Below are 23,259 nucleotides of genomic sequence, written 5' to 3'. Positions count from 1 at the left end.
CAAGAGGTTACCATGCGCCGTCTGACCCTAACGTGTTTGTTAAGTACCGCCGTACTCGCCGCCTGTGGCGGCAGCGATGACTCCGACACCCCGCCGGTTACATCCAGCTCATCATCCAGCTCCTCGTCTGAGTCCAGCAGTAGCGAATCCAGCTCCAGCAGCGTGCCCAGCATTGATCTGCCCGTTACGCTGGAGGACGATCAAGCCATTATTTTTTATCAGCGTGATGACGCCGACTACCAGGGCTGGGGGCTGCACCTATGGAACAACGAAACCTGCGGCGCACTCGATGACGCCGCCATCGGCGCTATTACCTGGGATGCGCCCTTCGCCGCTACCGGTATCGATGACACCTACGGCGCTTACTATCTATTGGATTTAAATGCACCCGTCACCGAGAGCGGCTGCGTTAACTTTATTGTGCATAAAGGCGACGATAAAGCGCTGGGTGATGCCGACGCCATGTTTGATTTAAGCCGTGGCGCCGTTGCCCTCACCCAACACGGTGCGGCGAACATTGACTACCCGCTCGACCACAGCAATGAAAACCCACTGCCGTTTAACCTAACCGAAACTCAGGCTGCTATTTTTTATAAGCGCAGTGATGCCAACTACGAGGGTTGGGGCCTACATTTGTGGAACGGTGGCGATTGCACTGCTCTGGCCGACAACAGTATTAACGGTGTCACCTGGGACGCACCCAAACAACCCGACGGTATCGACACCGAGCGCGGGGCATTTTTTATTCTGGATTTAAACCAGCCCGGCGGTTGCTTTAACTTTATTGTCCACAGTGGCGACGACAAAGCACTGGGCGATGCCGATGGCGTCATGGACCTAACCCAAGGCAACATCGCCTTTACCGAGCACGGCTCTGCGGCTATAACCTACAGCGGCGACACCGGCCCGGCGCAAGTTAGTTTAAGCGGCTATGCGGCTCACTGGGTGGACAGCGACACCCTCCTGTGGGACACCCCGGCAGAGACCGCCCAAGTGCAATTACTGCACGACCCCGCCGGCGCTATTAGTTTGGATAACGGACAACTAACCGGCGGCGCGACAGTTACCTTAAGCCGCAGCACTATCAGCGATGCCAGCGCTGCTAAGTTCCCGCACCTGGCTAGCTGGAGCGCCTGGCAAATCCCCACCAGCGATTTGGATATAGATCTAACACTCGCCGGCGAGCTGGTGGCGGCCGCCTTTGATGCCCAAGGCCAACTGTTAAAAGCGACCAGCGTGCAAGTAGCCGGGGCACTGGATGCCTATTACGCTACCGACGCAGAGTTGGGGGCGCGCATTACAGCCGGTAAAACGCAATTCGCCGTCTGGGCACCTACCGCGCAATCGGTTAGCTTGCAAACCTTTGCCACAAACGACACCAGTAACCCGTCCGCCGAGCTGGCGTTAACCCGCAACGCCAAAGGCGTGTGGAGTGGCGAAGTAAACCGCGACATGCACGGGGAGTATTACCGGTTTCAGGCGAGCGTATATCACTATTTAACCGATCAGGTCGAAGCCATCACCACCACCGACCCCTACGCGCTTAGCCTCGCGCAAAACGGCGAGCTGTCGCAAGTGGTTGAGCTGAACCGCGCCGACACCCAGCCCGCCAACTGGGCAAGCCATCAGGCACCAACCCTGGCAGGACCAGAAGACAGCATTATTTACGAGCTGCACATTCGCGATTTCTCGGCGCTCGATGCCAGCACTGATGTTAATCATCGCGGTAAATATTTGGCGTTTACCGATAGCCAAAGCGCACCAGTAAAACATCTAACCGATCTGCAACAAGCGGGCTTAAACACCATTCACCTGCTGCCGACGTTTGACATCGCCACCGTTAATGAAAACCCAGCCGCACGGGTTGATATTACCAACACCGTGGCCGATTTATGTGCGGTTAAAGCCGATGTCAGCGTTTGCGATAGTGTCGATAACAGCAAAACCCTAGAGACGGTGCTGGCCGAGTTTGACCCATCCACCCCGGACGCTCAGGCGCTGGTCGGCGAGTTGCGCGACATCGACTCGTTTAACTGGGGTTACGATCCTTTTCACTACACCGCCCCCGAGGGCAGCTACGCCACCAGCAGCGACAACTTTGCACCTATCCGCGAGTTTCGCGCCATGGTGCAGACGCTGCACGCTATGGACTTACGGGTAGTCATGGATGTGGTCTACAACCACACCAACTCGTCGGGCCTGTGGGATAAATCAGTACTGGATAAATTGGTGCCGGGTTACTATCACCGTCGCAACGAGTTATCGGGTGCGATAGAAACCTCTAGCTGCTGCGACAACACCGCCAGCGAACACGACATGATGGAAAAACTCATGATCGACTCGCTGGTGGTGTGGGCCCGCGATTACAAAATCGACGGCTTCCGGTTTGATTTAATGGGCCACCATATGCGCCGCAATATTCTCGCCGCGCGCGATGCAGTAGCAGCCGTTGACCCAGACACCTACTTTTACGGCGAGGGCTGGAACTTTGGCGAGGTAATGAGTAACCGTCGGGGCGTTAATGCGATTCAGGTCAATATGGCCGGCACCGGCGTGGGCAGCTTTAACGACCGCATTCGCGACGCGGTGCGAGGTGGTGGCCCCTTTGACAGTGGCGACGGCATACGCCGCAACCAAGGCTATGGCACAGGCTTATTCCACTACCCCAACAACCTCAACTCGGGCAGCGCCAGCGAGCAAGAGTCGCTTACCGACTTGACCGATCGCCTGCGCGTAAACTTAGCGGGCAGCTTAACCAGCTATCCATTAACGGACCGCCACGGCAACTCAACCACCGGCGGCGAGGTACCCTACTTTGACCTTAAAGCCGGTTACACCGAAGACCCGCAAGAGAGCATTAACTATATCTCTAAACACGACAACCAAACTCTGTGGGATAACCTGCAATACAAAGCGCCCCAAAGTATGACCACAGCCGAGCGCACGCGCATGCAAAACTTCTCACTCAGTGTGCCCATGTTGGCCCAGGGTATTCCGTTTATCCATATGGGCGTCGAGCTGCTGCGCTCTAAATCCATGCAGCGAGACAGCTACGATTCGGGCGACTGGTTTAACCGAGTGGACTTTACCGGCCAGACGAATAACTGGAATATGGGCTTGCCCCGCGAGGACAAAGACGGCAGCAACTGGCCTTTAATTGAATCCATCATTAGCGATCCCAATGCGGAACCGTCAGCAGCAGACATCAGTCAAGCACGCGAGTTGTTTAAAGAGTGGCTTGCCATTCGCACCAGCTCCCCCCTGTTTCGCCTACGTACCGCCGCTGACGTCGAACAGGTGCTTGGCTTTCACAACACAGGCCCCGAACAAAACGCCGGTGTTATTGTGATGAGCCTCGATGACTCTATCGGGCTCGATGGCACGCATCGGGCCCTGGTGGTGGTGTTTAATCCACAGGCCCAAAGCGTAACCGTCGAGAACCCACTGGCGGGCGATTTCATGCTGCATCCGGTGCAACAACAGTCGGTCGATACGACCACCCAGCAGGCAAAGGCCGATGGTACAATCCTTGTGGTGCCGGCCCTGACAACGTCTGTGTTTATACAGCTGGATTAACCCCTGCAACCTAGGTGAGCCTGCACGGGCTCACCCTGCCCCCTCCTTCGCCCCCCGGCAAAACACTAACCCATCGGTTTACGCTATAGTGTAGTTATTGGCACATATTTCCCAAACTCCATAGCACACATACTTTATGCTCGACGATAATACAGACCAAGCCTCTCCCCCAAGGCGGTTTTCCATATCCCGCTCCTACTATTTACTGATCTCTCTCGTAGTAGGGTTATCGGCTTTTACCATTGGTTACTACATCGACCGTCTGAACTATCATCACCATTTGCACCAGGTTAGGGTCGAAACCTTAGATGAACTCGCGCTCCTGCGCACTCGCATGGAGGCTAACATCAACGCCAGCCTGCAAACCGTGCAGGGGCTGGTAGCAGCAATCCAAGTCAACCCGAACATGGATCAGCAAACCTTTAGTCATTACGCCCGACACTTGTTTGGTGAAAATAACTTGCTGCTCAATATAGGAGCGGCCCCTGATTTTGTTCTCTCTCTCGTTTACCCCTATGAGCCCAGCTCCCCAGCGCTGAGGCTTGATTATCTGGCTCACCCCACCCAACACACGGCAGTAAAGCGGGCCATAGCGTCCGGCGCGATGACCATTGATGGTCCGCTCGAGCTACTTCAAGGCGGGCAGGGTCTGATTGGGCGCATTCCCGTGTACGGCGATGACGGCGAACTTTGGGGGCTGGTTTCAGCGGTGCTCGATCTGCAAGCCTACTACCAAGCCAGTGGCATCACCGAGCAATCGGGTTTAGCGTTAAGTATTACGGATGAAGGCGCTGACTCGCCCTTTTGGGGCGACGCTTCTGTGGGCACGCAAAACCCCGTGACCGCAAGCGTAGAGTTTCCTGGCGGCCAGTGGCACCTGTCCGCCATTCCGGCCAATGGCTGGCCAGCGCGGGCCCCGGACGCCCTAGCCTTGCGGCTGGCGGTAGTGTTGGTCGCATGCTTGGTTCTCGCACCGTTGTTGTGGGTTATATACCTGTTTGAGTCGCGCCGTGGTGCCGAACGGCGCCTGCATACTCTGTTTAATGCCTCGCCTTTGGCAATCTCACTGCACGATTTCGCCAGTGGCCGATTTATCGAGGCCAACCCCGCTTTGCTGCAATACTGCGCACTGACCCTAGAGCAATTACGCCAACTGACTATTGACCAATTAATAACCGAGCAACATGCCAGCGCCTTGACGCGCTTACATGATGAATTGCAGCGAACCGGGCGCTGCGGGCCGGTGCAGCTCGAATACGTAGGGCGCGACGCCAAAGTGCTGCCCATGAAACTCAGTTGCGGCCTGGTGCGCGATAGCAAGGGTCGGGGCCTGGTCTGGACTATCGCCGAGGATATTAGCGTCACCCAAGAGCAAGATCGGCGCTTGTACGAGCAACGTCAACGCCTGGAACTCGTAATAGCCAGCACCGGGGTCGGCATTTGGGATTGGGATATTTCCAGTGGAGAAACCCACGTTAATGATCGCTGGGCCGAGATCATCGGCTATCGGCTGGACGAGTTGGAGCCAACGGATATCAACACCTGGCTCGAGCACGCCCACCCCGAAGACCTCCCCATATCAGAAGCCGGCTTAAAAGCTCACTGGGAAGGACAGACCGAAAAATATGTATGTGAGTGTCGTATGCGCCACAAGGACGGCCACTGGGTATGGGTAGTCGATACCGGCGAGGTAGTGGAGTGGAACCCCGATGGCAGCCCCAAACGTATGGTGGGCACGCATTTAGACATTACCGAACACAAAAACGCACTGCGCGACGTTGAACTTTCACAGCGCGAGCTCAACCAGTTCTTTGACAGCACCAACGCTCTTTTGTGTGTAGCAAGCACCGAGGGCTACTTTGAGCGGGTCAATCAATATTTCAGCCAGCTGCTGGGCTATTCTGAGCAAACGTTACTCACGACGCCTATCATCGAGTTGATCCACCCTGACGATCTCGAGGCCACACAGGCCGCATTCGCTCAGCTCGCAAAAGGCATACCTGTTACCGCCTTCGAAAACCGCTACCGACACCACCAGGGCCACTACCTCACTCTTATGTGGAACAGCAAAATGGACGCGGATAGCGGAAAAGTTTATGGGTCTGCGGTCGACATTACCACACAAAAAGTGGCCAGTGATCAGCTAAAACGCCAGAGCCAAATGCTTAACGTCATGAGTGAGTTGGGTCAGATTGGCGCCTGGGAGTTCAACGTGCAGACGCAAACGATTTATTGGTCAGAGATGACCAAAAAAATTCACGAGGTGCCCCCGGATTATGTTCCCAACCTCGACAGCGGCATTGAGTTTTACAAAGCTGGCGAGCACCGTGAAAGAATTCAAACGCTCGTACAAGAGGCAATGCTCAACGGCAGCACCTTTTACGATGAGTTGATCATCATCACCGCCGACAACCGAGAGCGCTGGATAGCAACCTCCGGTAAGGCAGTGATGCACAAGGGCGAGTGTATCCGCTTATACGGCTCATTCCAGAATATTCATCAGCGCAAGCTGGCAGAGTTTGACTTGCGCGAGGCAAAACAACAAGCGGAAGCTGCCGCCCAGTCTAAAAGTGAATTTTTGGCGATGATGAGCCACGAAATTCGCACCCCCATGAACGGCGTGCTGGGCATGCTTAACCTACTGCAAAGGCGCAACCTGAACACAAACGAGCAGCACAAAATTAATATCGCCAAAACCAGCGCCGAGTCACTGCTTGGAATCATTAACGATATTCTCGACTTTTCTAAGGTTGACGCCGGGAAGATGCCCCTAGAGATAGTCGACTTTGAGCTGCATCAACATTTAGAAACACTGTGCCATATTCAGGCAATAAACGCGCAAAACAAAGGCCTCAATTTAAACCTCGACACAAACGGCTTAAGCATCAGCAGCGTCAAGGGAGACCCAGGTAGACTGCAACAAATTCTCAACAACCTCATTAGCAATGCCATCAAATTCACAGAACAGGGCTCAGTGAGTATTGTTTGCCACAGCCATGAGTCACCACAGGGCGTCACCTTTACCGCGCAAGTCATAGACACCGGCATTGGTATACCCTCCACAAAACTGCGCGACTTGTTTCAACCGTTCTCCCAAGTGGACGCGTCCACTACGCGCCGCTTTGGCGGCTCTGGGCTCGGCCTGGTCATTTGCCGAAAACTCTGCCAATTGATGGGAGGAGACGTCGAGTGCCACAGCAGCGAAAACAACGGCAGCTCGTTTAATTTTTCCGTACAACTGGAGAAATCAGAACAATCGCTGTATCGCGCACCAGATTTACGCGCAGCGGAAATTAATATCATCTTGCTCAGTGCCAACCCAAAACTGCTGGACATCTACCAGCGTAAGCTTGAGCTCTGGGGCGCGCACGTTTTCTTGGTAAATACAGGTCCCGAAGCGCTATCCGATTATTTTTCGCAGCTACCAGAATCTAATCATTATCATCTGGCGCTACTGGACTATGAGTCGGTCGAAAAACACCCTGATTTATTGGCGCAGCTAAAGGGTGCCCGGGACATCAAGCACTCAGTCGCGATGATCGGCATTAGCGAGAAAGCCACCTTGAACGAATTTAATCACTTCGTTTACAAACCTCCGACAACGTCTGAACTCTTTGAGCTGTTATCTCTGTGCTGTAAGCACGACGGCTTTATTAATAAGGAGATTACACTGCCGGCGGCGACAGACAAACACACAACACTAAGGTTCGGGCACGATATCCGCATACTACTGGCGGAGGACAACTCCATTAACCGCCAAGTAGCCGAACTACTACTTGGCGAGATAAACCTAAAAGCTGACTATGCTGTGAGTGGGAAAGATGCACTAGTACAAATGAAAGCTACACAAGACTCGCCCTACCAGGTCATCTTGATGGACTGCCAAATGCCGGACATGGACGGCTATGAAGCCACACGACGTATCCGTCAAGGGGAGGCGGGCGAAGTTTACCGTGATGTACCTATCATCGCCCTGACGGCCAATGCGATGGAAGGCGACCGGGATAAATGCATCGCAGCCGGCATGAATGACTACACCACTAAACCCATCAGCCTGAGTAGCCTGGCCGATGCATTAGCGCGCTGGCTTCCTGAGCCAAGCAATGTCCTTGCTAAAAACAATCAGCAGCCTGCCCCGGCGGACAAAACAGAAAAAAACCCCGATAGCGGCCCACTTATACCTTCCGCCTGGAACCCAGACGCATTGCTGCAAAGTTTATTTGGCAGACAGGACATTATGCGTAACTTGCTAACAAGCTATCTTGGGCAATTACCGGAACGATTGGCAAACATCGCTAACGCAGTCGCCAACCAATCGCGTGACGAGCTGAAGTTTCAGGCCCACTCACTAAAAGGCAATAGCGCTCAACTTATGGTGACGAGTCTCGCCGAACAGGCCTTCGTGCTAGAGCAAGCATCGGACTCAGAAAGTTGGGATCATTTAGAACGCAGATTGCAGAGCCTTGAGCAAGAAGCCGAGCGCCAAACAGATATTATCAACGAGCACCTCGCCTCGAGCGCGGAGTAAACGTATGCACTTAAGTTTTATCTATCGTGAATTATAACGAACAGCGCATTTTAAACACCTGGCAAAGCAATGCTGACAGTTGGACACGCGCCGTGCGCGACGGCACTATCGCCAGCCGGCAACAGGTGACGAACCAAGCCGTGGTAGATGCCGTGCAGCACTGCCAAGTCACCTCGGTCATCGATATTGGCTGTGGCGAAGGCTGGCTGGCGCGGCGCCTTAGCAAAAGCGGTATCGCTGTTACCGGGATAGACGCCACACAGGCACTGATCGATACCGCCAAGGTAGCCGGCGGCGGGCACTTTCAGTGTCTAAATTACAGCGAATTGCACGGTTTGGCAGACACTTGTGGCGCGCCGTTTGATCTGGCCGTATGTAATTTTTCGCTGTTGGGCGAATCCTCTACCGAGGCGCTCCTCGCGCAATTGCCTACGCTGTTACAACCAGCGGGTAGATTAATTATCCAAACCCTTCACCCGGCCGAATGCAATAGCCACCTGCCCTACCACGATGGCTGGCGCCAAAGTAGCTGGGATGGTTTCGATGACTCGTTTACCGACCCGGCGCCCTGGTATTTTCGCACGCTATCAAGCTGGCTTGCTCTGTTGCGCCGCCACGGTTTTTATCTGCAGAAAATTTCGGAGCCACTCTCCCCCACCACTCATCGCCCCGCCGCTATTATTTTTATCGCCACATTAACGCCATAACGGCAGCACACAGAAACCTACCCCATAAAAAAACGGCGACCCGAAGGCCGCCGTTTTTTATCCAAACAACCGTGTATTACGACTGCTCGATTGCCTTAGGCTTTTTGCCGCTAATACGATGGGCGATTTTAAACACCACCACAAAAAACAAGGGCACAAAGAAAATCGCCAGAAAGGTGGCAAACACAATACCGCCCAGTACCGCGGTACCGATAGCATTCTGTGCGCCGGAGCCCGCGCCCGAGGCGATAAACAGTGGCGTAACACCCAGGCCAAATGCCAGTGAAGTCATAATGATCGGTCGCAAGCGCATGCGTACCGCCTCAACCGTGGCCTCCACCAATTCCATGCCGTCTTCATACAGCGACTTAGCAAACTCCACAATCAGGATGGCGTTTTTCGCTGACAGACCGACGGTGGTTAACAGCCCCACCTGGAAGTAAACGTCATTGGATAAACCACGGGTCATCGCGAAAATTACCGCCCCTAGAACACCCAGTGGAATCACCATTAGCACCGAAATAGGCACCGACCAACTTTCATACAAGGCGGCAAGGCACAAAAACACCACCAAGATCGACAATGCGTAGAGCATAGGCGCCTGATCACCAGACTCACGCTCTTGCAGTGACATACCCGTCCACTCAAAACCGATACCCGGTGGCAGTTTTGCTATGAGCGATTCCATTAAGTTCATGGCATCACCCGAGCTAACCCCCGGCGCGCCCTGGCCCTGAATGTTCAGCGACGATACACCGTTATAACGCTCAAGCCTTGGTGAGCCAAAAACCCATCGGCCGGTCGAGAAAGCCGAGAAAGGCACCATCTCGCCGTTATTGTTGCGCACATACCAATTGCCAACGTCGTCGGGCATCATGCGAAACTCAGCGTCGCCTTGCACATACACGCGCTTAATACGACTCTGGTCGATAAAGTCATTAACGTAAGACGCGGCCCATGCAGTCGAGAAAACGCTGTTAATTTCATCGATCGATACCCCGAGTGCCGAGGCTTTTTCCATATCAATATCGAGCTTAAATTGTGGCGTATCCTCCTGGCCATTAGGGCGAACACCTACCAGTGCTTGCTCCTGCGAAGCCATCCCTAACAGCTGGTTGCGCGCCTCCATCAATGCGTCGTGGCCCACGCCGCCCAAGTCTTTAAGCTGTAAGTTAAAGCCCGTTGAGGTGCCCAGCTGGGTAATAGCCGGCGGCACAAAGGCAAACACCATGGCCTCTTTAATGGTGGAGAAGTAGCCCATAGCCGCGCCGGCCACCGAGTGCACGTCCTGACCATCCCCGGTGCGCTCAGACCAATCTTTCATACGCACAAAGGCAATGCCGTTGTTTTGACCGCGGCCACTAAAGCTAAAGCCAATCACCGAAAACACCGAGGCTACCGTGTCATCCTGGCTTAAGTAATAATTCTCGACGTCGTTCATAACCGCAATCGAGCGCTCTTTGGTCGAGCCCACCGGCAAAGTCATTTGGGTGAACATCAAGCCCTGGTCTTCATCCGGCAAGAAGGAGCCGGGCAAGCGACCAAACAACAGGGCTAACACCAACGCAATCGCGATGTAGATCGCCATAAAGCGGCCAGTGCGCGCCAAAATATAACCAACGCTGCTCTGGTAGCCTTTAGCCGAGCGATCAAAGCTGCGGTTAAACCAACCAAAGAAACCACGTTTTTGGTGGTGATCCGGATCGGCAGGTTTAAGCAATGTAGCGCACAGTGCCGGCGTCAGCGTTAACGCGACAACCACCGAAAGCACCATGGCCGAAACAACGGTAATGGAGAACTGACGATAAATCACACCGGTGGAACCGCCGAAGAATGCCATGGGGACAAACACCGCCGACAGCACCAAAGCAATACCCACCAAGGCGCCGGTAATCTGGCCCATGGATTTACGGGTCGCCTCGCGCGGCGGCAACTTATCCTCGTGCATCACCCGCTCGACGTTCTCCACCACCACGATAGCATCGTCCACCAACAGGCCGATGGCCAGCACCATACCAAACATGGTCAGAGTATTAATGCTAAAGCCAAATGCCTCTAAGATAGCGAAGGTACCCAGTAGCACCACCGGTATCGCAATGGTCGGAATCAAGGTGGCACGGAAGTTCTGTAAGAACAGGTACATCACCAGGAACACCAACACCACCGCTTCGATCAGGGTATGAACGACCCCTTCAATGGATATTTTTACGAACGGCGTTGTGTCATAGGGGTACACAACCTCAACGTTGGGCGGAAAGTATGGTTGTAGCTCGGCAATGCGCTCGCGCACACTGGATGCCGTGTCCAACGCATTGGCACCCGAGGCGAGGGTAATAGCCAAACCGGTGGCCGACTGACCGTTGTACTCAGTTTCAAACTGATAGTTTTCACCACCGAGCTCAACCCGGGCGACATCGGCCAGGCGCACCTGCGAGCCGTCTTCATTAACGCGCAGTAAAATACGGCGAAACTCCTCGGGAGTTTCTAAGCGGGTTTGCACCACAATACTGGCGTTAACATCCTGCCCCGGCACTGCTGGCGCACCGCCTAACTCGCCGGCTGCGATTTGCACGTTTTGCGCGCGAATAGCCGATACCACATCACCTGTGGTCATTTTGTAGGTGGCCAGTTTGTCGGCATTAAGCCAGATACGCATGGCGTACTGAGAACCAAATATTTGAATACTGCCCACACCACTAACGCGGCTGAGCGGCTCGCTGACATTGGCGGCGACAAAGTCGGCCAAATCGTATTTATCTAAACTGTTATCGGTAGAGACAAACCCCAGCACCATCAAGAAGCCGGCGGAGGACTTAGTCACGCGAATCCCCTGCTGCTGCACCTCTTGCGGCAGCAAAGGCATAGCGCCTTGCAGCTTGTTCTGCACCTGCACCTGAGCAATGTCCGGGTCGGTCCCGGCATTAAAGGTTACGGTAACTTGGCCGGTACCCGATGAGTCACTGGTGGAGGCCAGATACTGCACATTGTCGATACCCGTTAGGTTTTGCTCGATGATCTGTGTGACCGAGTCCTCGACCACTTTGGCCGACGCACCTGGGTAAGAAGTGCGAATCTCCACCGATGGCGGCGCCACTTCGGGGTACTGCGATATCGGCAGCGTTTCGATGGCCAGCACACCAGCCAACATAATAATGATCGAGATCACCCACGCAAAAACGGGGCGATCGATAAAAAATCGTGCCATGGTATTTACTCTCCCTCAGCGCTTCCCGCTTCAACCGCATTAACCGGCGCACCGGGGCGAACTTTTTGTAAACCAGCCACGATCACACGATCACCAGCGCTAAGGCCGTCTTCTACCAACCAATCGCTGCCTACGGCACGGCTGGCCTGGATCTGACGCAGCTCGACTTTGCCTTCGGCATTTACCACCAACGCGGTGGCGTTGCCTTCGCGATCTCGCGTTACCGCGCGCTGTGGCACTAGCACTGTGTTGTCACGCTTGCCTTCATCGACGGTAGCCCGAACAAACATTCCGGGCAGGATCAGCGAATCAGGGTTGTCAAATAAGGCGCGCAACACAACCGTACCGGTGGTCTCGTTGACACTCATGTCCGAGAACTGCAGCTCTCCCACGTGAGCGTATTGGGTGCCATCTTCCAGCTTTAAGGTCACTTTAGGTTGTTGCTCCCGAGAAACCCGACCACTCATCAATTGCCGACGCATATCCAACACGCGAGCGGCCGACTCGGATACATCAACGTAAATAGGGTCCAGCTGATGGATTGTGGTCAACACCGCACTTTGGCCGGCGGACACAAGCGCGCCTTCCGTAATAGCCGAGGTACCAATACGACCACTGATAGGCGCCATTACCTTGGTGTAACGCAAATCGATCTCGGCGGTTTGCACCGCGGCCTCACTGACCGCCACATCGGCCTTGGCTTGCTCAAAAGCTGATAGCGCATCATCGTATTCTTGCTGGCTAACGGCTTTTTCTTTTAACAGGTCTTTGTAGCGTTTTTCCCGTGCCTGAGTGGTGGTCAGGTTAGCGTTTGCACGGGCCAAACCGGCCTCGGCATTCGCCAGCGCGGCCTCGTAACGGGCGGCATCAATTTGATAGAGTTGCTGCCCCTCCTCAACAATAGCGCCTTCGGTAAACAAACGTTTTTGCAAAATACCTGTTACCTGCGGCCGTACTTCCGCCTTGCGATAAGCAACCGTGCGACCAGGCAAAGTATTGCTTAATTCAACCGTTTGCTCCTTAAGGGTAACTACCGTCACTTCGGTAGGCGGCGGCGCACCGGCACCTGCAGCTCCTTCTTGCTGTTTGGACTCGCAAGCCGACAGGCTAACCAGCGCAAGCAAGGTTACCCACAGCGGAGAGAATTTAGAGAATGAAGACGACATGTACAACTCCTTGAATGGCGTGTTAGGGGAACAATAGGCCGCAGTACCACGCAGTTAACATGGCAACAATTAAATATGAATAAACGTTCATTTACAAGCAGATCGCCCCTCTAAGGGGCAACCTTGACGTATCTTTGCAAGCGTTAAAGCTTAACGGGAAATGGCGTCCCAGGTTGCATCCAGAATTCGCTCAAATTCCGCATCACTGATACGCAGTAAATCCAGGTGATGCTGGCTAATCATGGAACACAGAGGATCAAAACACAGCGCTGCCAGCACGTCGTCGGGTAATTCTTTAATTTTACCCGCCTGCCGACCGTTATCCAAAAGCGTCAAAAATGGCTGAAAGACCATATGCGCTGCGTCGCGACGACCGCGCAAAATATCCGGCGGCAAATGATCAAATTGAGCTTTGGTCAACATAGCCGCGGGACGCCTCATGCCAAATTGCCATACATTGCGCAAAATGAGCCGCAACTGCTGCTCAAGCGGTGCACTGGTATCGAGGCCAGAGAACGCGTGAGCCGCGATCTCCCGCACCACCTCGTCATGCAGCTTGCCAATAAGGTCGTCGCGATCTTCAAAGTAGAGGTAGATGGTGCCAGCCGCCACACCGGCGCGCTCGGCTAACTGCTTCATCGAAAAGCCGTGAAACCCACGCTCGGACAACAAGCTCAGGGTTGCATCTAAAATAGCACGACGCTTATCGGCCGCTTTTGCTGTTAACTCACATGGGGACATAAACCACACTTACACCAATGAACAATCGTTCATTTTATACCCATTGGCTCGGCAGGTAAATAGCCACACCCCACGTTGTGTAAAGCGTTAACGCCCTCCGCCGGAGGGCGTCCAATCATTAGTTAGCAGGCTCATAGCTAAATTTTTGCCCACTCAAGGCCGCCTCATACATCAATCCACCCTTAGCGTGGGTAAATACAGCCACCCCGGCGTTGTACATTGCGGTTTGCTTGCCCGCTTTATCTGACACCCCTGAGGCGCCAGCGGCCATACCAGTGGTGCCGATTTTAGCGTTAGCCCCGGCGGTAATGGCAACGGCGCTGGCCTGAGCGCCAAACTCGAAATTACCCTCGGTAAAGTCGTCAAAACTGCGCTTGTTTTCAAAAAAGATAATCTCGCTAAACGCCTGCCCACCTAGCTGAAACCCAATACTCAACTGAGTCATTGTGGCGCCACCGGTCATTTGACCATTGCGGTACACCCGGCCCTTGCCGTAAGCACCACCAATACCAATACCCCCTTTACCTATGGTGGGAAAGATTGCGTAACCATAAGCCGACTGGAAAAAATGCACAACCTGAGGGGAAGACTTAAAAGTATCAACCGTATCCTGATACGGATCGGCATGAGCCGTCAAACCAACCAGTGCAACACCTAACAGGGCCCAGTGCAGTAATATTTTCATGCGTAATCTCCAATCATTAGGTAAACACAATAACCCACTTTCAGGCACCAACCGTGCCGAGGGCCAAGCTTTAGACTGTCGCCCGAAGCGACAGCGAGTTTGACGGGGCGCTAGCGTTAAGGTTCCGGCATTCTCTGGCGACAACAATATAACACCGCAAGCGCCGCTCGCAGGCTTAAAAGTAACGAAATTCAAAGATGCGACGCAAAAGAAGGGAGCGGCCGCCCCGGTAACCGGCGCGGCACGGTAAGCCAGACTTACAGAGGCTCGTACTTAAACTTCTGCCCGCTGAGCGCGGCCTCATACATTAAGCCACCTTTGGCGTGGGTAAATACCGCCATACCTTGATTATAAATAGCTTTTTGCTTGCCGGCGCTGTCAGCTTTTGCCGAGGCACCAATAGCTGTGCCGGTCGTGCCCGCCTTAGCATTCGCGCTAGCGGTAATAGCGACGGCACTGGCCTGCGCACTAAATTCAAAGTTGCCAGAGGTAAAGTTATCGAAGCTCTCTTTATCTTCAAAAAAAATCACCTCACTAAACGCCTGCCCGCCCAACTGAAACCCAACCGATAGCTGAGTCATGCTTGTTTTACCAACGGCCTGCCCGCCACGATAGACCTGCCCTTTACCGTGGGCCCCACCTATGCCAATACCGCCTTTACCAATGGTGGGGAACAGCGCATAACCATACGCGGTGTTAAAGAACTCAACCACTTGCGGGGATGATTTAAAGGTTTTCATCGTCTCTTGATAAGGATCTTCAGCCTGCGCAAACGAACACACCATCAAAAAACCTAACAAGGTAATACGCATCAATGCTTTCATGGTCACTCTCCTACATAATATTCATTGGCAACAAAACACATGACAACCGCTATAACCTACGTTCCACTCACTGGCACCCGAATCACAGCTGCGGTACGCTAAACATTAGCACAACCTTACGATACAGGTGCCATGGGCAATATTATATACAACAATTCCAGCTTCACTGTCGCCGCGGGAGAGTCCGTTTTGGACACACTTCTCAAAGCGGGCGTTCAGGTGCCTTTCAGCTGTCGCGCAGGGGTGTGCCAATCTTGTGTTATGGTGCTTAAACAAGGGGCGGTCCCGCCTCGGGCGCTAGAGGGGCTCTCCCAGGCGCAGCGCGAGCAGCAACTTTTTTTAAGCTGTTGCTGCTATCCGGAGCAAGCCATTCAGGTGGAGCACTATGACCCGCGCGCCAGCGGGGTTAAAGCTCTGGTTGTCGCCAAACAACAGCTCAGCCGCACCGTACTCGAGTTAACACTGGACGCCCCCATAGCCTACCAAGCCGGGCAGCACACCAATCTGTGGCGCAGCGAAAGTATCGCCCGCTGCTACTCTATTGCCAGCACCCCCGAAGACCCGCATTTAAGCTTTCATATTGCTTTGCAGAAGGGCGGGCAGTTCAGCCAGTGGGCACTGACATCGCTGCAACCCGGTGACACCCTGACGATACAACAGGCCCGCGGGGAGTGTTACTACCGTAGCGAGCACGCCGGTCAACCCTTACTATTAGTAGGTACCGGCACAGGCCTAGCGCCATTGCAAGCTATCGTACGCGCCGCCATAGCCGCCGGACACTGGGGTGAAATAACGCTGATCATTGGGGCGCGCAACAGCGACGAGCTTTACTTCAGCGAACCGCTACGCCAACTCGAGCGTCAGCATAGCAACGTAACCTGCACCCAGCTGGCACAACAAATTGACAACAGCGACGTAAAAAACGTCCGCCAAGCCGATATATACCAATACGTTAAACATCACTTTCCCGACTTAAATTCCCATTTGGTCTACCTCTGCGGGGCCGATACATTCGTTAGCAAATTGCGCAAACAATGCTTTTTTGCCGGGGTTAAGCCGCGCAACGTTTATACTGACGCGTTTCTGCCAGCCAGTTAGGGCCAGCACGCCGGCGCACGCGGTATATATCACACAAATTGTGTCGCGCTAAGGCCGCAAATTAGGTACACTTTAGGCCTTTGATTTATCAGTAAAAACACTAACGCGCCGCCAGGTGTGGCTGCACCACCAAAAGCCACCCCCACCGGAATGGAACCACAATAATTGATACGTAGACAACGACATGAAACCAACCATTAAAGATGTCGCGAAATTGGCTGGAGTCTCGTTTAAAACCGTATCCAGGGTTATCAATAACGAAGGAACCGTGGGTAAGGAGCTCCAGGAAAAAGTCTGGAAAGCCGTTAAACAGCTCAACTATCGCCCCAACCTATCGGCACGCGGCTTACGCGGTGCGGCATCTTCGATTGGCTTTATTTACGACAACCCCAACAGCAACTACGTGATCGATATGCAACGCGGCATTCTGGATGAGTGCGGCAAGCAAGGCTATGAGCTGGTTATTCACCCCTGCGACGCCTCCAGCCGCACCATTATTCAAGAGGTGCTGGAGATGATCGATCGCAGCCGCGTGGGTGGGTTAGTACTGACCCCTCCGATCTCAGAGAATGCCGAGATTCTCAATGCCATCATCGAGCGCAATGTAAAATTTGTCCGAATTCTGTCCGGCTCACAGGCGCCCGACACCATCTCACCCTGTGTTTTTATCGATGACCACAATGCCGCCTACGCGATTACCGAGCACTTAATTAACCTTGGGCACAAAGAAATTGCGTTTCTCGGCGGTGACGAAGAACATAAATCCAGTGGTGAGCGGTTAGCGGGCTTTAAAGCGGCCATGCGAGATCACAAAATAAAACCAAAAGACAAGTACATTGTTCCCGGTAGCTATTCATTTGAGTCTGGCGTAGACCGAACCCGAAAACTACTGAGCAACAAGCGTGCTAAGCCTACCGCCATTTTTGCCTGTAACGATGAGATTGCCGCGGGCACCCTGTTCGCCGCCCGAATCGCAGGCATTGATGTACCCGCTGAATTATCGATTGCCGGGTTTGAAAACAGCCCTTTCTCGCGCCAGGCGTGGCCCAACCTTACCACCGCCGCGCAGCCTACCAGCAGCATCGCGCAAAAAGCGGCATCGCTGCTCATAAAGTCTATTAAGCAGCAAGCCCGCGCCGGGAAGTCAATCGCCAGCGAAGGCTATTACCCCGAACTGATCGTGCGCGACTCAACCTGCCCCGCACCGGGAAAATAACCCAGCCGTCAAGCACCTGCCGGTAATGTTAGCTCGGCGCTCATAAAAAAACCGGCAGTTGCCGGTTTTTTTATGCAGAGGCTATCTTCGCCTAGAAGCTTCACTTACAAGCGCCACTTACAGGGCAATAACAATATTTTTACGGTCGAGCCACCAAGCAACACACCACAGCACCGCCACATGAATTAACGCAAACACCAGCGAAGCATTATAGTTAGACATCACCTGTGCCAGCGACTCAAAAAAGTACTGATAAGACGACATACCATTAATGCTAAACAAGGCATAGCTCTTAACCCAGACAATACTCAGAATATAAATAAACAACGGGTTTTTTCCCAGCATAGTAAAGCCATTGAACACCGGCTTTACCGCTGCCAACTTCTCTAGCTGTACCAAAATCAGTAGCACAGCAATGCCCACACCCGACGTCAACAAAACGAATGGGCTTGTCCATAGAGATTTATTAATCGGAAACACCTGATGCCAAACCACAGCGGCAACAATGGCCGCAACCGACATACATGCTAATGCTATTTGTGCACGGCGTTTATCATCGCTACCCACCAGGATGCGGGCCGCCTCAAAACCAAAAATAACATTTACCACCGCCGGCAACGTACTTAACAAACCTTCCGGGTCGAACGCCATGCCCTTACCTTGCCACAAGTGGTCGGCACCAAGCACGGCCAGATCGATCTGACGGACTAAGTTGCCCGCTACGGTATAAGGCTCGGGCACGAGGTTTAGCAGCCCCCAATACCCCAGCAGTAAAACGGCCGAGACAATAAAGCGATACAAACCGGGCAGCCAAATAATAAACGCCGCCAAACAATACGCCAGCGCAATTCGCTGTAGCACACCCAGAATTCGCAAATGATCGAGATCACCGGTAAAAGGGTAGGCGTTAAGCAGTAGTCCAATCACAAACAGCAACAGTGTACGACGAAGAATTTTTATCGTACGGGCACTATAGGCAATGCCCTGACTGGCCCTGTTTGAAAAATACATGGCCGAGCCGACAATAAACAAAAAGAAGGGAAAGATATAATCTGTCGGGGTGGCACCATGCCAGTCGGCATGCAAAAACGGAGCGTATACGTAGGACCACGACCCCGGGGTATTCACCAAAATCATCAGGGCCAGAGTAAGGCCTCGCATTACATCTAATGAAACAAATCGCTGCTTGGCCATTCTGCCCCCGGGATTACCTTGTAATTTTAACTGTACTTACGCAACCGGCTCTGCCAAAGCCTCGTGCTGAGTGCGCGCAAAACGTACCGCACCATGCTCTGGCTGACGCAAAGGCTCTGACATACGGTCGGCAATATCATCGTCCATCCAGTCAACAATTCGTTGCGAGACACCACCCAACATAGACATACGCGGCGGATTGGTCGCCCATAAGCGACGCGCAACCGCTGTGAGATAGTCGGCCCCCTCCTGAATGATACGCAACGCGACCTCATCGCCTTGCTCGGCGGCCGAAAAAACCAACGGAGTCAGCTTGGCATAGTCGCTCGACTTAGCGCCGTTTAAACGCTCAACGATCATAATGCCACGCGCTTGCAACTGCTCAGCAACCAAGTCAGTCAACACTGTTTGGGGGCCCAGCTGGTCAGAGTCAAGCAACACCGCTTTTACACACTCTAAACCAATCCATGCGCCGCTACCGACATCGCCACAGGGAAACCCGTGAGCGCCTAAAATCAAAGACTGCCCGTTAACGTGCGAAAAACCACAAGAGCCGGTACCCGAGACAATAACAGCGCCGTCATCTTGCTCATGGGCACCGATACAGGCAATGTGCAAATCAGTCGTAAGGTATTGCTCTTTAAACGGGTGCTCCCACTGCTTAACAATTTGGAACAAGCTAGGTACATTAACCCCGGCCAAGCCGAGCCCGGCCACTAATTGAGATTTGGCGCTTTTCGGCAGGCCTGCAGCACGCAGCGCGCTGTCCGCCGCGTTATCAATAGACTCCAACGCCCGCGCGACACCATGATAAGGGTTTGCGGGACCACCATTACCGACCCCCAGTGTTTTCCCGCAAGCGTCGACGATTACCGCGCGACACTTTGTGCCGCCACCATCGATGCCTAGATATAGAGTGTCGCCATCAACAGGCAGCTGCTCCATGTAATACCTCGTTATTTTAGCTATGCCAGCTTAACGCTAGCGTACAGGCAACCATGATAACGCCACCTGACGATTAAATTCGATAGTTTGCTCATGCTCTCGCCGCACTACTGTGCAGGCTCGCGTAAAAAGGTGGTTGATGGCCAACAGGCCATCAACCACAAGGAGAGCCATGATAGATGATACTTACAGTCCCTGCGTATCGCTTGATGCAGTCCATCGCACCAAGATTTAGCGGAGCCGGCCAAAATGCCCATAATGACCCGCCCCAACCAAATTCTGTATTGCACACAAGCTTGTCTGCTTGCGGGTTTTAGCCCCTACGGCCAAGATCGGCCCATGAAAACCTCACGACAAAGACAACGTTGTCAACGACTTACACCTTATTCGCGACGGACAACGTTGTCAACACTTTAACCAAAAAAATTACTACGCGGAATACTTCTTCTAACGCTCGCCAGTGCCGTCGCCTAAAAGCACCTGGAGCCCGCGTTGCACGAGCTCCGGCCGCACCAGAGTTAGCCCGTGCCCGACCAAAGCCCCTACGGCCTTCTCTGGCGGCGGTTGAAAAACCCCTGACGTACTAGGCTTTTAGGCTGATTCGTAATCCAGGCGGCATGAAGGCGTGTGTCCACCCATCGAAAAGTGGCAACGACGAGTACGGGCCAGCCTGAAAGCCCCGTAGGGCGAGACCTGAAGCGCACATCTGCCGCGCCTTGCCTCTAACAAAGGGAACCACCCTGTCCGTCGAGACAATGCACAGCATCAGCACGCTTCAGGACACCCTGAGCAGGCAAGGGGTTTTACAACCGCCTGCTAGAGCGGGTAGGCGCCCACGCTATTGCCATGAAAGCTGGGGATATACAGGGTATGAGTCTCGTGGTCATAGCCAATATCAGCGGTATTAACCTTTTCGCTACGTCTATCCAGCAAGAGGTTTAGTGTGCCATCGGTATCAACATGGTAGACCAAGCCCGCCCAGCAAGAGACGATAAACCCACCGCCTTTGATGGCCTCAACACCGTCGATATTTTCCGCAAACCCCTCGGCGATCAGGGTTGCAGTACCCTCAGCCGCTACGCGCAACAACTGGGTACCCGCCCCGACATACAGATCAGTGCCCTCAGTATAAAGCCCGTTAGCATCGGCCAGCCCCTCCCGGTAGAGGTCAATGTTGCCATTAACGAGACGGTGTACCTTTCCGGTGCGGGTATCAGACACATACACCACACCCTTCACATCCACCGCGACATCGTTTAAAAACACCGCCTCTGCTACCGGGTATCGTGCCACCACCTCCCGGCTGCCGAGATCAATCGCCACCAGCTCGGTAATATCGGCGACATACAGAGTGTCCGCAAACACCGCCATACCTTTGGGGGCATTAAGCCCGCGGACGAAATTCTGCTCGATTACCGCACCATCCAATGCCAGCATGGCAATACCACCGGCGCCGTCAGCATCGCTGCTGCCCCCTTCTATCTCAGACACCAGCAATACCTTGCGCCCCTCCAGCGGATGCACCAATACCGACTCTGGCGTACGCAGTGATAGCGTCTCCCAGCTTGGCTTTTGCAATGCGCCCACCGCCATCGCGTTAACGGCCAGAGCCAGCAGACAAGCTCCCAGATATACTTTCATCGTCTCCCTCCACAGGTTATATTCGACGATCTATAGTACTGCAGGCACACGCAAATCGCACTGCAGTGAAAAACGCCTCCGGAGTCGTTTAACCACCCCCGCTTCTGCTACACTCGCGCACCGACAAAATAGCGAATTAAGAGCTGATTATGTGGTTTAAAAATATACGAATCTTCCGGTTGGCCGAGCCCTTTACCCTCACCGCCGAAGCGTTGGATGAAGCGCTGCAAGAACACAGTTTTAACCCCTGTGGCAAAATGGATATGTCGCGCTATGGCTGGGTATCGCCTTTGGGGCCCGACGGACAAACCCTAACCCACGCCGCCAATGGCTATATCGCCATCGCCGCCAAAAAGCAGGAGAAAATCCTTCCCGCGGGCGTTATTAAAGAGCTGCTTGATGAGAAAGTGCGGGCAATACGCGTCGAAGAGGGCCGCCCCGTAGGGCGCAAAGAGCGCGATGGCATGAAAGATGAAATCATCTTCACCCTGCTGCCTCAGGCCTTCACTAAATCAAGCATCGACTTTGCCTATATCGATACCCGCAACAGCCAAATTGTGGTGAATGCCTCCAGCGCTAGCCGCGCCGAGGACATGCTCAGCGCACTGCGCGAATCACTCGGCAGCCTGCGGGCCGTGCCCCTTACCCCCAAAGACCCGGCAGTACAAGTGATGACGCACTGGGTGCGCGAGCATGAACTGGCGCAAGACTTTGAGCTGGGGGACGAGTGCGAGCTAAACGCCAGCAGCGATGAGCGCGTTATTCGCTGCAAAAAACTCGATCTACACGACGATCAAGTGCGCCAGCACATTGAAACCGGGATGTACGTCAACAAGCTGGCCATTCAGTGGAAAGAGGCCATCAGCTGCATTATCGACGACCAGTTCACCTTTAAGCGGGTAAAGTTTGCCGATGAGCTACTGGAGCGCGCGGGCGACCGGGCGCCGGAGACACTCGCCGAGCAGTTTGACGCCGAGTTTGCCATTATGACGCTAGAGTTATCGGCGTTTATTCGTGCTGTAACCGACGCCTTTGGCGGTGAAGGTAGCGATACACTGGCAGATGAGATTGTCGGGGGCTAAGATGAACACAGTACCCGCGTTTTGCGGGTACTCCTTCAGGCAGTTTAGTTTACCCACAGGAGGCACCTTGAGACTCTACGGCAGTTATACCTCTCCGTTTGTGCGCCATTGCCGCATTGCACTGGATGAAACCGGCTGCAAGTACGAGCTGGTCGAGACCGATGCCAGCGCCAGCGCCAAACAATCGCCCACCAAGCGGGTTCCCTTTTTACAGGACGGTGACATCAGCCTGACCGACTCCACCGCCATCGTAAAATACCTTCGTGAAAGGTCCGGCCAACCGTACCTTGCCGACATCGCCGAGTACGACGCCTTTTGCCTGGTTAACACCTCGCTCGACGCTTGCGTAAATGTATTTTTCTTAGAGCGCGACGGCATTCACGCGGCACAAAGCCCGTACCTACAACGCCAAAGCGCTCGCGTTAACTCCACCCTCGCCGAGCTCAACCAAATGTCACTGCCAACGCAAGCGCCCTACGGCGATATGGCCCTGCGCCTGGCCTGCTATTTAGCGTGGGGGCTGTACCGCGAGCGCATTTCGCTGACGGATTACCCCAACCTTGAAAATTTTTTGCACCAGATAAACCACTACCAACCGTTTAGCGCAACGGCGCCACCGCCGCTGTAATTTAGCAGCCTGCTAGACGCTTA

At 53.8% G+C, this 23,259-nt stretch carries 15 protein-coding genes; 7 read left to right on the top strand and 8 right to left on the bottom strand.

Annotated elements, in window-relative coordinates:
- Positions 1-12 precede the first annotated feature (12 nt).
- The 3 genes from pulA to AAC019_RS03840 all read left to right on the top strand — a co-directional run bounded on the left by pulA (position 13) and on the right by AAC019_RS03840 (position 8,811).
- Complete coding sequence (pulA, locus tag AAC019_RS03850) at positions 13-3,576, top strand: pullulanase-type alpha-1,6-glucosidase (protein ID WP_339897247.1); 3,564 nt, start codon at positions 13-15, stop codon at positions 3,574-3,576.
- Positions 3,577-3,712: 136 nt separating this feature from the next.
- Positions 3,713-8,104 carry a PAS domain-containing protein gene (locus tag AAC019_RS03845; RefSeq protein WP_339897246.1) on the top strand — a complete coding sequence of 1,464 codons (4,392 nt, stop codon included), beginning with the start codon at positions 3,713-3,715 and terminating at the stop codon, positions 8,102-8,104.
- A 26-nt stretch (positions 8,105-8,130) separates the two neighbouring features.
- A complete protein-coding gene (locus AAC019_RS03840) occupies positions 8,131-8,811 on the top strand; it encodes a methyltransferase domain-containing protein (RefSeq protein ID WP_339897245.1) in 681 nt (226 codons plus the stop codon).
- A gap of 76 nt (positions 8,812-8,887) precedes the next feature.
- Here the strand turns inward: AAC019_RS03840 and AAC019_RS03835 are convergent, their stop codons facing one another.
- The 5 genes from AAC019_RS03835 to AAC019_RS03815 all read right to left on the bottom strand — a co-directional run bounded on the left by AAC019_RS03835 (position 8,888) and on the right by AAC019_RS03815 (position 15,432).
- Positions 8,888-12,016: an efflux RND transporter permease subunit gene (locus tag AAC019_RS03835; RefSeq protein WP_339897244.1), complete on the bottom strand. Its 3,129-nt coding sequence runs from the start codon at positions 12,014-12,016 to the stop codon at positions 8,888-8,890.
- 5 nt (positions 12,017-12,021) lie between these two features.
- Positions 12,022-13,182: an efflux RND transporter periplasmic adaptor subunit gene (locus AAC019_RS03830; RefSeq protein ID WP_339897243.1), complete on the bottom strand. Its 1,161-nt coding sequence runs from the start codon at positions 13,180-13,182 to the stop codon at positions 12,022-12,024.
- Between the two features lie 150 nt (positions 13,183-13,332).
- Positions 13,333-13,923: a TetR/AcrR family transcriptional regulator gene (locus tag AAC019_RS03825; RefSeq protein WP_339897242.1), complete on the bottom strand. Its 591-nt coding sequence runs from the start codon at positions 13,921-13,923 to the stop codon at positions 13,333-13,335.
- A 118-nt stretch (positions 13,924-14,041) separates the two neighbouring features.
- Positions 14,042-14,608, bottom strand: coding sequence for a YSC84-related protein (locus tag AAC019_RS03820; RefSeq protein WP_339897241.1), 567 nt, complete (start codon positions 14,606-14,608; stop codon positions 14,042-14,044).
- Between the two features lie 257 nt (positions 14,609-14,865).
- Positions 14,866-15,432, bottom strand: a complete 567-nt coding sequence (locus AAC019_RS03815; RefSeq protein ID WP_339897240.1) for a YSC84-related protein — start codon at positions 15,430-15,432, stop codon at positions 14,866-14,868.
- 132 nt (positions 15,433-15,564) lie between these two features.
- On the opposite strand from AAC019_RS03815, the gene AAC019_RS03810 reads away from it, so the two are divergent.
- Positions 15,565-16,530: a 2Fe-2S iron-sulfur cluster binding domain-containing protein gene (locus AAC019_RS03810; RefSeq protein WP_339897239.1), complete on the top strand. Its 966-nt coding sequence runs from the start codon at positions 15,565-15,567 to the stop codon at positions 16,528-16,530.
- Between the two features lie 184 nt (positions 16,531-16,714).
- Positions 16,715-17,746 (top strand): LacI family DNA-binding transcriptional regulator, encoded by a 1,032-nt coding sequence (locus tag AAC019_RS03805; RefSeq protein ID WP_339897238.1) that lies wholly within the window; start codon positions 16,715-16,717, stop codon positions 17,744-17,746.
- A gap of 117 nt (positions 17,747-17,863) precedes the next feature.
- Here AAC019_RS03805 and AAC019_RS03800 read toward each other — a convergent pair whose 3' ends face one another.
- The 3 genes from AAC019_RS03800 to AAC019_RS03790 all read right to left on the bottom strand — a co-directional run bounded on the left by AAC019_RS03800 (position 17,864) and on the right by AAC019_RS03790 (position 21,526).
- The gene (locus AAC019_RS03800; RefSeq protein WP_339897237.1) at positions 17,864-18,940 is read right to left on the bottom strand and encodes a heparan-alpha-glucosaminide N-acetyltransferase domain-containing protein; all 1,077 of its coding nucleotides are present in this window, start codon (positions 18,938-18,940) and stop codon (positions 17,864-17,866) included.
- Between the two features lie 36 nt (positions 18,941-18,976).
- Positions 18,977-19,885 carry a BadF/BadG/BcrA/BcrD ATPase family protein gene (locus AAC019_RS03795; protein WP_339897236.1) on the bottom strand — a complete coding sequence of 303 codons (909 nt, stop codon included), beginning with the start codon at positions 19,883-19,885 and terminating at the stop codon, positions 18,977-18,979.
- 816 nt (positions 19,886-20,701) lie between these two features.
- Positions 20,702-21,526: a GTP-binding protein gene (locus tag AAC019_RS03790; protein ID WP_339897235.1), complete on the bottom strand. Its 825-nt coding sequence runs from the start codon at positions 21,524-21,526 to the stop codon at positions 20,702-20,704.
- A 149-nt stretch (positions 21,527-21,675) separates the two neighbouring features.
- On the opposite strand from AAC019_RS03790, the gene rdgC reads away from it, so the two are divergent.
- Together rdgC and AAC019_RS03780 are read left to right on the top strand one after the other, a co-directional pair.
- Positions 21,676-22,608, top strand: a complete 933-nt coding sequence (rdgC, locus tag AAC019_RS03785) for a recombination-associated protein RdgC (protein WP_339897234.1) — start codon at positions 21,676-21,678, stop codon at positions 22,606-22,608.
- A gap of 1 nt (position 22,609) precedes the next feature.
- Complete coding sequence (locus AAC019_RS03780) at positions 22,610-23,236, top strand: glutathione S-transferase family protein (protein WP_339897233.1); 627 nt, start codon at positions 22,610-22,612, stop codon at positions 23,234-23,236.
- Positions 23,237-23,259: the final 23 nt, after the last annotated feature.

This window comes from uncultured Gilvimarinus sp. (assembly GCF_963975215.1).
Taxonomy (GTDB): domain Bacteria; phylum Pseudomonadota; class Gammaproteobacteria; order Pseudomonadales; family Cellvibrionaceae; genus Gilvimarinus.
The sequence above is the reverse complement of the archived record's forward strand: the minus strand, read 5'-3'. Positions and strand labels throughout refer to the sequence as shown.

Coding starts and splice junctions, on each gene's coding strand:
- pulA (WP_339897247.1), top strand. CDS start 13: ATGCGCCGTCTGACCCTAACGTGTTTGTTAAGTACCGCCGTACTCGCC.
- AAC019_RS03845 (WP_339897246.1), top strand. CDS start 3,713: ATGCTCGACGATAATACAGACCAAGCCTCTCCCCCAAGGCGGTTTTCC.
- AAC019_RS03835 (WP_339897244.1), bottom strand. CDS start 12,016: ATGGCACGATTTTTTATCGATCGCCCCGTTTTTGCGTGGGTGATCTCG.
- AAC019_RS03830 (WP_339897243.1), bottom strand. CDS start 13,182: ATGTCGTCTTCATTCTCTAAATTCTCTCCGCTGTGGGTAACCTTGCTT.
- AAC019_RS03825 (WP_339897242.1), bottom strand. CDS start 13,923: ATGTCCCCATGTGAGTTAACAGCAAAAGCGGCCGATAAGCGTCGTGCT.
- AAC019_RS03820 (WP_339897241.1), bottom strand. CDS start 14,608: ATGAAAATATTACTGCACTGGGCCCTGTTAGGTGTTGCACTGGTTGGT.
- AAC019_RS03815 (WP_339897240.1), bottom strand. CDS start 15,432: ATGAAAGCATTGATGCGTATTACCTTGTTAGGTTTTTTGATGGTGTGT.
- AAC019_RS03810 (WP_339897239.1), top strand. CDS start 15,565: ATGGGCAATATTATATACAACAATTCCAGCTTCACTGTCGCCGCGGGA.
- AAC019_RS03805 (WP_339897238.1), top strand. CDS start 16,715: ATGAAACCAACCATTAAAGATGTCGCGAAATTGGCTGGAGTCTCGTTT.
- AAC019_RS03800 (WP_339897237.1), bottom strand. CDS start 18,940: ATGGCCAAGCAGCGATTTGTTTCATTAGATGTAATGCGAGGCCTTACT.
- AAC019_RS03795 (WP_339897236.1), bottom strand. CDS start 19,885: ATGGAGCAGCTGCCTGTTGATGGCGACACTCTATATCTAGGCATCGAT.
- AAC019_RS03790 (WP_339897235.1), bottom strand. CDS start 21,526: ATGAAAGTATATCTGGGAGCTTGTCTGCTGGCTCTGGCCGTTAACGCG.
- rdgC (WP_339897234.1), top strand. CDS start 21,676: ATGTGGTTTAAAAATATACGAATCTTCCGGTTGGCCGAGCCCTTTACC.
- AAC019_RS03780 (WP_339897233.1), top strand. CDS start 22,610: ATGAACACAGTACCCGCGTTTTGCGGGTACTCCTTCAGGCAGTTTAGT.